Origin of the sequence: Serratia sp. CY31944 (assembly GCF_052169175.1) — a bacterium.
Lineage (GTDB): Bacteria > Pseudomonadota > Gammaproteobacteria > Enterobacterales > Enterobacteriaceae > Serratia > Serratia sarumanii.
On the sequence record NZ_JBJNLG010000001.1, the window covers coordinates 380,787 to 395,271 of the forward strand.

Sequence of the window (14,485 nt, forward strand, 5' to 3'; positions counted from 1 at the left end):
TAAGAGGGTAGTTACCTTGGGATAATCAAGAAATCTAATTTCAATTCTCTAATCAACAAGCCTTCAATTAATAACAAAAGCATTTCGTAAAATTAAGACCACAACAAGCCTTAGTGAACGAGTTAAGAAACAACTTAACGGCTTGCCAAAATACCCGCCAATTTTGGCAAGCCACAGATCGAATCATTAATTATTGCACTACCTCCTAATCAGCAGGAATGCCTTATGCGATTTTCCATTGTAAAAAATAAAAGCGGCCAGGTTCCGCCGCAGAGCAGTTGCGATTTTCTGCCGCCGGGCGGCACCATCGGCCGCAGCGTGGACAACAACCTGGTGCTGCCGGACGAAGAGCGCGCCATTTCTCGCCTGCAGGCGATCGTGCATATTTCCGCTGACGGCGAATGCCGCATCACCAACCGCGGCAACGTTACCCGCGTGCTGCTGAACGACATTCCGCTGGAACGTGGCCGCCAGGTTGAACTGCAGGACGGCGACGTGCTCGGCATCGACGATTACCAGATTGAAGTCAGCGCGCTGCAACAGCACGCCGCGCCACAGGCTCAACCGGTGGCCAAGGCCGCCGCCGTTGCCGCTGCTGCGGCCCCTGCAGCCGCCGCCAAAGAAAAATCCGCCGCGCCAATCCCCAACGAAATCTGGGACAGCCTGGTGGAAGAATTCACGCCGAATGCGCCGGCCGCCGCCACAGTCACACCGCCGCCGGTCGCCAATCCAGGCAACCACCCGCTGCTGGATACCCCCGCTCGCGAGCTGAACCCGGCCGATCCGCTGGCTCAGCTCGCGGGCGATGTCGATCTGCGCCAGCTGCAGCAGCAGCAAACCGATCCGGCGGCGCTGTTCAACACCGACACCACCTTTGAGCGCGAACACATCCTGGCCGATACCACCCCCAGCGCGCTGCTGGCGGAGCAGGCTGCGCCGCCGCGCCCGGCGGCTCCCACCCAAAAAACGCAGCAACCGGAGCAAGAGCTGGATCCGCTGGCGCTGTTCGGCGGTTCATCCGCGCCCGCTTCGCCAGAAGCGTTGAACAGCAACGATCCGCTGGGGCTGCTGATGGGCGGCGCCGTGCCGCTGGCCCAGCCGGAGGAACCGGTACAGCCGCCCGCGCCGCCGTCTCCGCCGCCGATCGCCGCACAACCGCAAGCGCCGCGCCCACAGCCGACGCCGCCACCTGTGCAAATCCCCGAGCCACTGCCCCAACCCACGCCGCAGTTCAGCCAGCAGGAACCACCCGTGCAGCCGCCGCGCCCGCGCCAGGGCAACCGCCTGGGCATCGATCCGGTTGCCTACCAGTCCGCCCAGCGGCAACATGCCGCCGCGCCGAATGGCGACACATTGGAAGGGCCGTTGCTGGCGGCGCTGCTGCAAGGCATCGGCCTCGACGATCTGCAGCCGCAGCCGCACTTCGACGAACAACAGATTCGCCAGGCCGGCCGCCTGCTGAGCCTGTTCTCGCAAGGCACCGTCGCCCTGCTCTCATCCCGCTCTATCCTCAAGCGCGGCGTGAAGGCCGAAATGACCATGATCCTCGACGAAGCCAACAACCCGTTCAAGCTGCTCCCTTCGGGCAAAACGGTGCTGATGCAGATGTTCGGCAGCCAGATGCCGGGCTTTATGCCGCCGGAGCAGGCGGTGCGCGACGCGCTGATCGACCTGCAGGCGCACCAGCTGGGGATGATCGCCGGCATCCGCGCCATCATCGCCGCCATGCTTCAGTCGTTCAACCCAGAGCGCCTCGAAGAGGAAGCGCGCAAGGAAGGCGTGGCGCCGCGCCTGTCGCTGCCCGCCAACCGCAAGGCTGCGCTGTGGGACTACTTCGTGAAGAACTATCAGCAAACCTCCGGCGAGATCGAGGACGATTTCCACACCCTGTTCGGCGAAGCCTTCCTGCACGCCTATGACGTTGAAGTGAATCAATACAAAGACTCACAGACCAAACCGGACGCGTAATGAATATCACCATAGCCTCTACCTCCAACCAGGGCGGCCGCGCCTCCAACCAGGATCAGACCGGCGAGGTGCTCGGCAACCGCGCCGCCTGCTTCGTGGTGTGCGACGGCATCGCCGGCTTTCCGGGCGGCGATATCGCCGCCAAACTGGCGCGCGACACCATTTTGCAAAACTTCGACGGCGAAAAGCACCTGAACGCCCAGAGCATTCGCCAGCACATTACGCGCGCCAACGCCGCCATCCACCAGCAGCAGCGGCAGTCGGACGAATACAGCAAGATGGGCACCACGCTGGTCAGCCTGTTTATCGATCGCGATTATCAGCTGGCCTACTGGGCGCACGCCGGCGACAGCCGCCTGTATCTCTTCCGCCGCGGCTACATGCATGCCGTTACCACCGACCACAGCCTGATCCAACAGATGCAGGACGCCGGTTATCAGACCAACGGCATCAACAGCAACCTGCTGTATTTCGCGCTGGGGCTCAATGAAGAGCGCGACGCCACCTACAGCGACGTGCTGCAGCTGGAAGACGGCGACGTTTTCCTGCTGTGCACCGACGGCTTCTGGCACAGCTTCAGCCAGGCCGAACTGGAACAGTCGCTGCACATGGTCAACTCCCCCAGCGAGTGGATCGCTCTGATGCAGCAGGCATGGAAGAAAAACAATAACAGCGATAACTACAGCGCTATCGCCGTCTGGATTGGCTCACCGCAGGAAACCACCCTGCTGCATTCGCTGGCGGATGCGGAGCGGTTTCTGAGCCGCGACTGAGCAGCGCACATTCACAGCAAGGTTCACTATGAAATATTGGATGCCGGGGCTCGTCGCCCTGATGGCGGTGCCGACCGCGCAGGCGATGAACTATCGCCTGGTTTACTCCCCCAGCCAGAAGCTGGAAGTGTTTATCGATGACGTCAAAAACAGCAATCCGGCAAGCTGGTGCGGCAAAAGCATCCCGCTGCGCATCGTCTCGGCGCAAAGCCAGGATCCGGCGGTGCTGAACGACTTCCTGCCGCGCGTCGGCAATCTGCTGGAAAAGCAGTGCCCGAAAACCGGCCACCTGCCCTGGACGCTGACCGACAAGCGCGGTGAGAAGCTGGCCAGCGGCGAGGCCGCCAAAGCGCGCGGCTGGAAACCGGTGGTCAAACAGGAGGCCGTCGAGCAGCCGCAGACCCCGCCGCAGCCGGCGATCCCTGCGGCGGTAGCCGTGACCTCTCCGCAAGCGGACACCGCGCCGGCTCAGCGTTTCAGCCTGCCGCAGGGCTGCCACTTCCGCACCTTCTGGCGTGACGAAGCCAACGGCGGCGCGCTGTTCATTCCCGCCGGCGACGCGCTGCGCTGCGGCGAGGACGGCTGGCTGCAGGGCAGCGGCGCGGTCACGCTGCAACAGGGCGGCCAAACCCTCTCGCCGACGCTGTGGTTCCTGCAAGGCTATCCGCTGGCGCAGATCAACGGCGGCGATCGCGCGCTGACCGTCATCAGCGCCAACGCCCAGCGGCTGGTTCTGGGCGGCAACCCGCAGGCACCGGGCAGCTTCCTGCTGCTGAGCTTCGAACCGAAGCTGCACGCGTGGGCGTTCAACGGCGAAGCGATCGTTGAAATGCCGCGCGTCGACGCCGCAGACGAGAACAAGATCAAACAGCGCCTGCAGCAGGCGCAAACCGCCTGGCAACCGCTGCTGAGCGCCCCCGCTCCGCTGACCTTCAAGCTGGTGGAAAAGCTGGCCGCAGACCGGGTCGATCCCGCTAGCGGCAGCTACCTGTCGGTTAACGGCGCCACTCACTGATTATAAGGAAAGCCTGTGAAATCATTAGCAAGCATGCTGCAAGGTCAGTCGATCGGCGCGGCCATCACCGCCGTCGAAAACGATATCAAGGCGAAACCGGCGGATGCCGACCTGCGCGCCGCGCTGGTGCAACTGCTGTGCCTGAGCGGCAACTGGACGCGCGCCAACGCGCAGCTGAAATCCTGGCAGGCGCTGAAACCGATAGCTCAACCGACCACGCTGCTGCTGATGCAGTCGGTCAACGCCGAGCTGCAACGCCAGGCGGTGTTCGCCGGCACGGCCGCGCCGGCGCTGCTGCGGCAGGATCAGCCCTGGCTGAAACTGATGGTGCAGGCGCTGCATCAGGATGCGCAAGGGGCGACCGAACAGGCCCAGGCGCTGCGCGATGAAGCGCTGGAGGCCGCCCCGGCCGGCGCCGGGCGGTTAACGCTGGCCGAAGGCGACCAAGAACGGCAGCTGCGTTTCGACTGGCTGACCGACGGTGACGGCCGCCTCGGCCCGGTGTGCGAGCTGGCGCTGAACGGCGTTTACTACTGGCTGCCGTTCGCCGACATCGCCGCGATCCAGTTCCAGGCGCCGCAGAGCGCCATCGATCTGGTGTGGAGCCATGCGCTGGTGCGCCTGACCGACGGCCGCGAACAGGTGTGCCAACTGCCCGCCCGCTACCCGCTGGCCGAAGACAGCGACGACGCGCTGCTGCTGGGCAAACGCACCGAATGGCAACCGCTGGGCGACGGCACCCACTATACGGGGCTGGGCTTGAAGACCTGGCTCAGCGAAAGCGACGAATTCCCGCTGCACAGCCTGCGGCAGCTGAGCTTCGACGCGAGCGCCTGACCATGAACGACAAGCGCCCCCCCCACTACGACGGCGGCGATCTGCACCGCCAGGGCTATCGCTATCGTCAGGACAGCGAGCGCCTGACGTCGCGCGACAAAATGCAGCCGGTGCTGCTCGACATGCTGACCGACGACGAGCCGCAGAAAAAACAGGAGGCGCAGGTGCGCAACCTGGTGTCGCACAGCGAACTGCGCCGCCGGGTGCTGCGCGATCTGCAGTGGCTGTTCAACTGCGTCAACAGCGAATCCAATCTGGATCTCGGCGATTTTCCGCAGGTGCGGCGCTCCACCCTGAATTACGGCATCGCCTCGCTGGCGGGCAAGCGCATGTCGGACATCGAATGGCTCGACATTCAGCGCGCGCTGACCGAGTCCATTCTCCATTTCGAGCCGCGCATTTTGCCCGAGGGGCTGCAGGTGCGCTGCATCTCGGACACCGGCTCGCTGGAGCTGCACAACGTGTTGTCGATCGAAATCAAGGGCCGCCTGTGGTGCGTGCCCTATCCGCTGGAGTTTCTGTTCCGTACCGATGTGGATCTGGAAAACGGCCACTTCGATCTGAAAGACATAGGGTAAGGCGATGGACAGTAAACTTTTAGACTATTACAACCGCGAGCTGGCCTATCTGCGCGAGATGGGCGCCGAGTTCGCCGAACAGTACCCGAAGGTCGCGGGCCGTCTCGGCATGCGCGGCATCGACGTGGCGGATCCTTATATCGAGCGCCTGATGGAGGGCTTCGCCTTCCTCACCTCGCGCGTGCAGCTGAAAATGGACGCCGAGTTCCCGCGCTTTTCTCAGCGCTTGCTGGAGATCATCTACCCCAACTACCTGTCGCCGACGCCGTCGATGGCGATCGCCGAACTGCAGCCGGACAGCAGCAAAGGTGACATCAGCAACGGTTTCGTGGTGCCGCGCGGCACCATGATGGACAGCCAGACGCTGAAGAAAAGCGGCATCACCTGCAGCTACGCCACCGCCCATGACGTCACGCTGCAGCCGGTGCGCATCGCCGGCGTCGAGCTGGGCGGCATTCCGGCCGATATCCCGTTGGCCTCGCTGGGGCTGCAGCACAGCGGCTGCGTCAGCGCGCTGCGCATTCGTCTCGAGTGCTACGAAAGCGTGACGCTCAACAACCTGCAGCTAGACCAGCTGATGTTTTACCTGGCCGGGCCGGACATGCAGGCGCAGCAGCTGCTGGAACTGCTGATGCAGCACAGCGTCGGGCTTGTCTGCCAAACGGTGGAGGCGCAGCCGCAGCGGCGGGCGCTGGCGCTGGACGGGCTGCGGCAGGAGGGCTTCGCCGCCGAACAGGCGCTGCTGCCCAACGACCTGCGCAACTTCGAAGGCTACCGGCTGCTGCAGGAGTACTTCGCCTTCCCGGCGCGCTTCCAGTTCTTCAGCGTCAACGGCCTGCGCCCGCTGCTGCAGAGCGTGCGCGAAGGGAAAAAGGCGCTGCGCCAGTTCGAAATCGTGGTGCTGCTGGATCGGCACGACGCCGCGCTGGAGCGAGTGGTCGACGCCGCCCATTTGGCGCTGCACTGCACGCCGGTGATCAACCTGTTTCCGAAGGTCGCCGAACGCATCGCGATCAACGAAAAAAACCACGAATACCATCTGGTGGTCGACAATATCCGGCCGCTGGATTACGAAGTGTTCTCGGTGCAGCGGCTCGGCGGCAGCGCCAGCGAAAAACGCTACGAGCAAGAGTTTCGGCCGTTTTACAGCACCCTGAGCGCGGACGACGGCAACTATGGCGCCTACTTCTCGCTGCGGCGCGAACAGCGCACGCTGTCGGAGCACGCCCGCCGCTACGGCACCCGCACCGGCTATGCCGGTTCGGAAGTGTTCGTGTCGCTGGTGGACGAGCGGCAATCGCCGTGGCACAGCGATCTGAAATACCTCACCGCCGACGTGCTGTGCACCAGCCGCGACCTGCCGTTGATGTTGCTGCAACAGGATCAGGGCAACTTCGTGATGCCCGATTCGATCCCGATCAAGCAGGTCTCGCTGCGCAAAGGCCCCACCCCGCCGCGCCCGGCGCTGGCCGAAGGCATGATCACCTGGCGGCTGATCAGCCAGCTGCAGCTGAACTACCTCAGCATGATGGACGGCGATCCGGAACAGGGCGCCGCCAGCCTGCGCCAGCTGCTGGGGCTGTACGGCAACCTGAGCGAGCCGGCGATCGCCAAACAGATCCAGGGCGTGCGCCACTGCAACCTGCGGCCGGTCTATCGGCGAGTGCCGGAGCCGGGCCCCATCGTGTTCGCGCGCGGCATCGCCATCGATCTGACGGTCGATGAGCAGGCGTTCTCCGGCAACAGCCCTTATCTACTCGGCAGCGTGCTGGAGCGCCTGTTCTCGCGCCTGGTGGCGATGAACACCTTCACCGAGATGACGCTCTCCAGCCAGCAGCGCGGCGAAATCGCCCACTGGCAGGCGCGCATGGGCAAAAGGACGCTGATATGAGTGCGGAGATGATTGCCACCGAACTGGCGCCGCCGCAGATCAACGCGCTGTATCGCCTGCCGGACGACTTCTGGCCGCGGCTGCGCAGCGCGCCTTACAAGCACGATCTGTTTCAGCTGCTGCGCCGCATCGACGCCCAGGGCGGCCAGCCTTACCTGCTGGGGCGCGCGCCGCTGCCGCGCCACGAGATGCTGCGCCTGGGCCAGGAGCCGTCGCTGTCGTTCGCGCCCTCCACGCTGGCGCAGGTGGCGCCGCGCGCCAACAGCCCGCTGCACGACGTCTCGATCTTCAGCTTCGGTCTGTTCGGCCCCAACGGGCCGCTGCCGCTGCACCTGACCGAATACGTGCGCGAACGGGTGTACCACCACCAGGACACCACCCTGCTGGCGTTCACCAACCTGTTCCATCACCGGCTGACGCTGCTGTTTTACCGCGCCTGGGCCGACGCGCAGCCGACGGTGTCGCTGGATCGCCCGGACAACCGGCGCTTCGACGAATACCTGTCGAGCCTGATCGGCATCGGCCAGCCGGCGCAGCAGGAACGCGACAGCATCAACGCCCACGCTAAACATTTTATGGCCGGTCATCTGATTCGCCACAGCCGCGATCCGGAAGGCCTGAGCAAGATTTTGCAGCAGTATTTCAAGGTGCCGGTGCGCATCGTCGAAAACGTGCCGCACTGGCTGCGGGTGGAACCGCGCGAACAAGCTCGGCTCAAGGCCGGGCGCGGTGCGCCGCGGCTCGGCGAGTCGGCCTTTCTCGGCATCGCGGTGCGCGATATTCAGCACAAATTCCGCATCGAGCTGGGCCCGATGCCGCAGCAAGACTATGACCGCTTCCTGCCCGGCGCCGACCTGTGCCGGCAGCTGCGCGACTGGGTGCGCCAATATCTGGGCATCGAGTTCGTCTGGGAAGTGCGCCTGATCCTGGCGAAGGAACAGGCGCACGGCATCCAGCTCGGCGGCGCGCAGCGACTGGGCCTGAGCAGCTGGCTGGCCGACGATCGGCGGCAACGCGATCTCGACGATCTGATCTTCAGCCCTGAACCGCTGGAAAATCCGTTCTGACCCTATTTCGGCCGGCGCCCTGCGGCGCCAGGCCACTCTGAGACCTGAGGAAAACCATGTCTGAAATCAGCCGCTCGGTATTATTTGGCAAACTGGATAGCCTGTTATTCACCTCTCTGGAAAGTGCGACGGCGTTTTGCAAGCTGCGCGGTAACCCCTACGTCGAACTGGCGCACTGGCTGCATCAGCTGATGCAATCGCCGGACGGCGATCTGCAGCAGATCGTCCGCCACTTCGCGCTGGACGAGGCGCAGCTGGCGCGCGATATCGTCGAGGCGCTCGATCGCCTGCCCCGCGGCGCCAGCGCCATTTCCGATCTGTCCGAGCACATCGACAGCGCGGTAGAACGCGCCTGGGTCTATGGCTCATTGAAATTCGGCGCGGCGCGCATCCGCGGCGGCCACCTGCTGCTCGGCATCCTGAAAACCTACAGCCTGCGCCATCTGCTGAAGGCCATTTCCCCGCAGTTCGAGCGCATCAACGCCGATCTGTTGATGGAGCAGTTCGCCGCCATCACCGCTCACTCGGCGGAAAACGCCCAGGATGCGCCGGCGGAAAGCAGCGCCGAGAACGTATCCGGCGCGGCGCGCAGCGGTGAAAGCGTGCTGGCGCAGTATGCCCAGGATCTGACCGCCAGAGCGCGCAACGGCGAGATCGACCCGGTGGCCGGCCGCGATGAGGAGATCCGGCAAATCATCGATATCCTGATGCGCCGCCGCCAGAACAACCCGCTGCTGACCGGCGAGGCCGGCGTCGGGAAAACCGCGGTGGTGGAAGGCCTGGCGCTGCGCATCGTGGCCGGCGACGTGCCGCCGCAGCTGCGCGACGTGAAACTGTGCCTGCTGGACATCGGCATGCTGCAGGCCGGCGCCGGCGTCAAAGGCGAGTTTGAAAAACGGCTGCAGGCGGTGATCGACGAAGTGCAGTCCAGCCCGACGCCGATCATCCTGTTTATCGACGAAATTCACACCCTGATCGGCGCCGGCGGCGCCCAGGGTACCGGCGACGCCGCCAACCTGCTGAAACCGGCGCTGGCGCGCGGCCAGCTGCGCACCCTCGGCGCCACCACCTGGTCGGAATACAAGAAATACATCGAGAAGGATCCGGCGCTCACCCGCCGTTTCCAGGTGGTGCAGGTGCATGAACCGAGCGAAGACAAAGCGCTGCTGATGCTGCGCAGCACCGTCAGCCCGCTGGAGCAACACCACCGCGTGCTGCTGCTGGATGAAGCGGTGGACGCCGCGGTGCGGCTTTCGCATCGCTATATTCCTGCCCGCCAGTTGCCGGACAAGGCGGTGGCGCTGCTGGATACCGCCTGCGCGCGCGTGGCGGTCAGCCAGCATGCCGAGCCTGCTCAGGTCGAAGACTGCCGCCACCGCATCGATGCGCTGCAGATAGAGTTGGATATCGCCCGCCGCGAGGCCAAGGTCGGCATCGGCGATCCCCTGCGCCCGCAGGAGATTGAAGCCCAGCTGACCGCGCTGCGCCAGGAATTGGAACAGCTGACCGACCGCTGGCAGCAGGAGCTGGCGCTGATCCAAGAGATCATCACACTGCGCGCACAGCTGCACCAACAGGAAGCGGAGCCTGCCGACGAAGAGACGCAGGCTGGCCCTGACGCCGACGCGCTGCGTGCCCAGTTGGGCGAACTGCAGCAGCAGTTGAGCGCGCTGCAGGGCGAAGCGCCGCTGATCTTCGCCGCCGTCGACGCCAACATCGTGGCGGCGGTAGTGGCCGACTGGACCGGCATCCCGCTGGGCCGCATGGTGAAAAACGAGATTGAGGCGGTGCTGCAACTCTCCGACACCCTGAACCAGCGCGTGATCGGCCAACGCCATGCGCTGGATCTGATCGCCCGCCGGGTGCGCACTTCGCGGGCGCGGCTGGACGATCCGAACAAGCCGGTCGGGGTGTTCCTGCTGGCCGGGCCGTCCGGCGTCGGCAAGACCGAAACCGCGCTGGCGCTGGCGGAAACCCTGTACGGCGGCGAGCAGAACGTCATCACCATCAACATGAGCGAATTCCAGGAGTCGCACACCGTTTCGACGCTGAAAGGCGCGCCCCCGGGCTATGTCGGCTACGGCGAAGGCGGCGTGCTGACCGAGGCGGTGCGCCGCCGTCCTTACAGCGTGGTGCTGCTGGACGAAATCGAGAAGGCGCACCCGGACGTGCATGAAATCTTCTTCCAGGTGTTCGACAAGGGCTGGATGGAGGACGGCGAAGGCCGCCATATCGATTTCCGCAACACCATCATCATCCTGACCTCCAACGTCGGCACCGATCTGATCGCCGGACTGTGCAGCGATCCGGAGCTGCTGCCTGAGCCGGATGCGCTGAGCAGCGCGCTGCGCCAGCCGCTGCTGTCGGTGTTCCCGGCCGCCTTGCTCGGCCGCCTGCTGGTGGTGCCGTATTACCCGCTGACCGACGCCACGCTGGGCAACATCGTGCGCCTGCAGCTGGGCCGCATCCAGCGTCGCCTGGCGGAGAATCACGACATCGTCTGCACCTTCGACGACGCGGTCATCGAGCAGATCGTCAGCCGCTGCACCGAGGTGGAGTCCGGCGGCCGCATGGTCGACGCCATCCTGACCAACACCCTGCTGCCGCAGATCAGCCACACCCTGCTGACCGGCAGCGCCAACGACCAGCGCTATCGCCAGCTGCATATCGCGCTGCACAACAACGAATTCATTTGTCAATTTCAGGCATAACGCCACGGCCGCCGAGGCGGCGGCCCTTTGAACACAGAGAGTCATCACTATGTCGGGAACCGGGATAACCAAACCGAATTCGAACAGCCTGCCGAGCGGCTATCGATTCAACGAATTCGAGATCCAGGAAGCGATCGGCGAAGGCGGCTTCGGCATCGTCTACCGCGCCTACGATCACCAACTGGAACGCACCATCGCCATCAAAGAATACATGCCGACCTCGCTGGCGAAACGCAACGACGATCTCAGCATCGGGCTGCGCGGCGAGCGCTTCGGCAAAACCTTCCAGGCCGGGCTGAACAGCTTTATTCAGGAGGCGCGCCTGCTGGCGCGCTTCTCGCACCCCGGCCTGCTGCACGTGCTGCGCTTCTGGGAAGAGAACGGCACCGCCTACATGGGCACCCAGTTTTACAGCGGCACCACGCTGAAGAACCTGCAGGCGCAGCAGCCGGAGAAAATCGACGAGGCGTGGATCCGGCGGCTGCTGCCGCCGCTGTTCAGCGCCATCAACACCATCCATCAGGAAGGCTACCTGCACCGCGACATCTCGCTGGATAACATCCAAATTCAGGAGAGCCAGCTGCCGGTGCTGCTGGACTTCGGGTCGGCGCGCAAAGAGATCGGCAACCTGTCGGACGAAACGGAAATCATGCTGAAACCGGGTTTCGCGCCGATCGAGCAGTACACCGAGAACAGCGACGGCGAACAGGGGCCCTGGACCGATATTTATGCGCTGGGCGCCGTGCTGCACACGCTGATCGTCGGTTCGCCGCCGCCGGTCAGCGTGGTGCGCAGCATCGAAGACAGCTATCAGCCGCTGGCCGAGCGCCGCCCCGCCGGCTACTCGCCGGAGCTGCTGCGCACCGTCGACCGCGCGCTGGCGCTGAAACCGGAAGACCGCCCGCAGACCATCGATGAAATGGCCGAGCTGTTGCATCTGCCGATCGCCGATGAGAACGAAATCATCAGCACCCCGGCCGCCGCGCCGGAGAACCTGCTGGTGGCCGCCAACCCGGCTGCCGCCGCCGCAGCCGCCGGCGCCGTTACCGCGCGCAGCACCCAATTCTCGCGGCCGATGATGGCCGGCGCCGGCGTCGCGGCGCTGCTGGCGATCGGCGCCGTCGCCTGGCTGAGCGGCGGCCAGGATGATACCCCGGCCGTAGCGCAAAACACCGAGACGTCACCGGCGCAGAAAACCCTGACGGAGCAGCCGAGCGCGCCGCAAATCGCGCCATCTGCGCCGGTGGAACCGCAAAAGGCGGCGCAGCCGGTGGCGCTGGTGTACTTCAAACTGCAGCCGGGCGAACAGGTCAGCCTCGACGGCAAGCCGCAACAAGTGACGCCGGGCGAAAACGGCTTCGCCAGCCTGAATCTGGCGCCGGGCCGTTATCAGCTGGAGATCCGCCACAACGATCGGCTCCGCCAGCAGCAACTCAGCATCGACAACGCCGGCACCTGGCTGGTCAATCCGGCCACCGCCGGTTAATCCCGTTCTGCCCCCCGCCGCCGCGGGGGTTCCCCTTTTTCATGAGACTGACGCACCACTGCCCACCATCATTGGCCGCGCGGCAAGGCCGCTGCAACGTCGGGGTATGCAGGGCACGACGTCAATCACAGAGGATGTTCTCATGTTGGATCGCATTATTGCGCACACGCCGCTGGGCCAGGAGCAGCTGCTGTTCCGCTCGCTGGACGGTATCGAGGCGCTTTCCACCCCTTTCGACTTCTCTATTGAATTGCTGAGCACCGACGCGCGGCTCGATCGCAAAGCGCTGCTCGGCCAACCGCTGACGCTGGAGATCCCGACTCAGGGCTTTCTCAGCGCCCCGCGCTACCTGAATGGCAAGATCACCGCCATCGCCGTCAGCAGCGAAGAGATCGGCGGTACGCGCTACGCGGTGTATAACCTGCACGTACAGCCGGATCTGTGGCCAATGACCAAGGATCGCAACTTCCGCATCTTCCAGGAACAAACGGTGCCGCAGATCGTCAAGACTCTGCTGGCGGAGCACAACGTGCAGTTGGAAGATCAGCTGACCGGCGACTATCGCCTGTGGGGCTACTGCGTGCAGTACAACGAAAGCAGCTTCAACTTCATCAGCCGCCTGATGGAGTTGGAGGGCATCTATTACTATTTCAAACACGAGATGGGCAAACACACGCTGGTGCTCGGGGATGCGCCCCACCACCACCAGCCCTATCCCGGCTACGAGATGATCCCCTACCACCTGACGCCGTCCGGCGGCAGCACCAGCGAGGAAGGCATCAGCCAGTGGACGTTGTCCGATCGCGTCACGCCGGGCATCTACAGCCTGGACGACTACGATTTCCGCAAGCCGAACGCCTGGCTGTTCCAGGCGCGGCAAAACCCGGTCTCGCCGACGCCGGGGCAGATCGATGTCTACGACTGGCCGGGCCGCTACACCGAGCATCAGCAGGGGGAGTTCTACGCCCGCGTGCGCCAGGAAGCCTGGCAGGCAGAGCATCAGCAGATCCGGGGCACCGCCACCGCGAGGGGCATCGCTCCCGGCAGCACCTTTACGCTGTATAACGCCCCGCACGCCGACGACAACCGCGAGTACCTGACGCTGCAGGCCAACTACCATCTGAAAGAGAACCGCTACGCCAGCGGCGACGATCAGAGCAGCGAACACCGTATCGACTTCACCGTGCTGCCGGCGGACGTGCCCTGGCACCCGCCGCAGCAGGCCACCTGGCCGAAAACCCACGGGCCGCAGACTGCCCGGGTGGTCGGCCCGGCCGGCGAGTCAATCTGGACCGACAAATACGGCCGCATCAAGGTGAAATTCCACTGGGACCGCTTCGGGCCGAAGGACGACGGCAGCTCCTGCTGGGTGCGCGTCTCCAGCGCCTGGGCTGGCCAGGGCTACGGCGGCGTGCAGATCCCGCGCGTCAACGACGAAGTGGTGGTGGACTTTATCAACGGCGATCCGGATCGGCCGATCGTCACCGGACGCGTTTATAACGAAGCCAGCATGCCGCCGTGGGCGCTGCCGGCCGCCGCCACCCAAATGGGCTTTATGAGCCGCTCCAAGGATGGCACCGCCGACAACGCCAACGCCCTGCGTTTCGAAGACAAGGCCGGCGCCGAACAGGTGTGGATCCAGGCAGAACGCAACATGGACACCCAGGTCAAAAACGATGAGAGCCACAGCATCGCTAACGACCACACCCACCTGGTGGGCGGCAACCAGATCAAACGGGTGGTGTTCAATCAGGCCAGCGGCGTCAAAGGCGAGGCCTCCGCGCTGACCGGCAAAACGCGCAGCGACGCCGTGGTCAACGCCTTTACCCTCGGCTCCGGCGAATCGCTGCGGCTGGAGTGCGGCGAAAGCGTGATCGAGCTGCTGGCGAACGGCCAAATCAACATCACCGGCACCAGCTTCAATATCACGGTGAAAGAGGACGGGGAGATCAATACCGGCGGCCAGCTGGATCTCAACCAGCCCGGCGGCGCCGCGCGCACCGCCGCGCCGGGCGGCGGCCATCAGGCGGCGATCCAGAGCGCCGTCGATCAGCTGTTCCCTAAAGAGTAGCCAAGTGGCACGCAGGGAAAGCCGGTTAACGCCGGCTTTCGGGCGGCGGCGCCGGCAAAACCGGCTGCCGCTGTAACCCCTTTTGGCA

10 protein-coding genes are annotated in these 14,485 nt (G+C 64.6%); all 10 read left to right on the top strand.

All coding sequences use genetic code 11. The features are described 5' to 3' along the window. Positions 1–225: 225 nt before the first annotated feature. The 10 genes from tagH to ACJ8IN_RS01905 all read left to right on the top strand — a co-directional run bounded on the left by tagH (position 226) and on the right by ACJ8IN_RS01905 (position 14,397). On the top strand, positions 226–1,968 hold the full coding sequence (tagH, locus tag ACJ8IN_RS01860; RefSeq protein WP_308325840.1) for a type VI secretion system-associated FHA domain protein TagH: 1,743 nt from the start codon (positions 226–228) through the stop codon (positions 1,966–1,968). Continuing rightward, positions 1,968–2,741, top strand: a complete 774-nt coding sequence (locus tag ACJ8IN_RS01865; RefSeq protein ID WP_308325841.1) for a PP2C family protein-serine/threonine phosphatase — start codon at positions 1,968–1,970, stop codon at positions 2,739–2,741. The genes tagH and ACJ8IN_RS01865 overlap by 1 nt, the downstream gene beginning before the upstream one ends. A gap of 28 nt (positions 2,742–2,769) precedes the next feature. Continuing rightward, positions 2,770–3,756: a type VI secretion system-associated protein gene (locus ACJ8IN_RS01870; RefSeq protein WP_308325842.1), complete on the top strand. Its 987-nt coding sequence runs from the start codon at positions 2,770–2,772 to the stop codon at positions 3,754–3,756. A 15-nt stretch (positions 3,757–3,771) separates the two neighbouring features. After that, the gene (locus ACJ8IN_RS01875) at positions 3,772–4,593 is read left to right on the top strand and encodes a type VI secretion system accessory protein TagJ (protein ID WP_308325843.1); all 822 of its coding nucleotides are present in this window, start codon (positions 3,772–3,774) and stop codon (positions 4,591–4,593) included. 2 nt (positions 4,594–4,595) lie between these two features. After that, on the top strand, positions 4,596–5,171 hold the full coding sequence (locus tag ACJ8IN_RS01880; RefSeq protein ID WP_047571529.1) for a type VI secretion system baseplate subunit TssE: 576 nt from the start codon (positions 4,596–4,598) through the stop codon (positions 5,169–5,171). 4 nt (positions 5,172–5,175) lie between these two features. Further along, positions 5,176–7,062, top strand: a complete 1,887-nt coding sequence (gene tssF, locus ACJ8IN_RS01885; RefSeq protein WP_308325844.1) for a type VI secretion system baseplate subunit TssF — start codon at positions 5,176–5,178, stop codon at positions 7,060–7,062. Beyond that, positions 7,059–8,129 (top strand): type VI secretion system baseplate subunit TssG, encoded by a 1,071-nt coding sequence (tssG, locus tag ACJ8IN_RS01890; protein WP_033647813.1) that lies wholly within the window; start codon positions 7,059–7,061, stop codon positions 8,127–8,129. Before tssF ends, tssG begins: the two co-directional genes overlap by 4 nt. A gap of 56 nt (positions 8,130–8,185) precedes the next feature. After that, positions 8,186–10,840: a type VI secretion system ATPase TssH gene (gene tssH / locus ACJ8IN_RS01895; protein WP_060423737.1), complete on the top strand. Its 2,655-nt coding sequence runs from the start codon at positions 8,186–8,188 to the stop codon at positions 10,838–10,840. Positions 10,841–10,889: 49 nt separating this feature from the next. Continuing rightward, entirely contained in the window at positions 10,890–12,326 is a 1,437-nt protein-coding gene (locus ACJ8IN_RS01900; protein WP_060423740.1) for a serine/threonine protein kinase, read from the top strand. Positions 12,327–12,468: 142 nt separating this feature from the next. After that, complete coding sequence (locus ACJ8IN_RS01905) at positions 12,469–14,397, top strand: type VI secretion system Vgr family protein (RefSeq protein ID WP_060423743.1); 1,929 nt, start codon at positions 12,469–12,471, stop codon at positions 14,395–14,397. Positions 14,398–14,485: the final 88 nt, after the last annotated feature.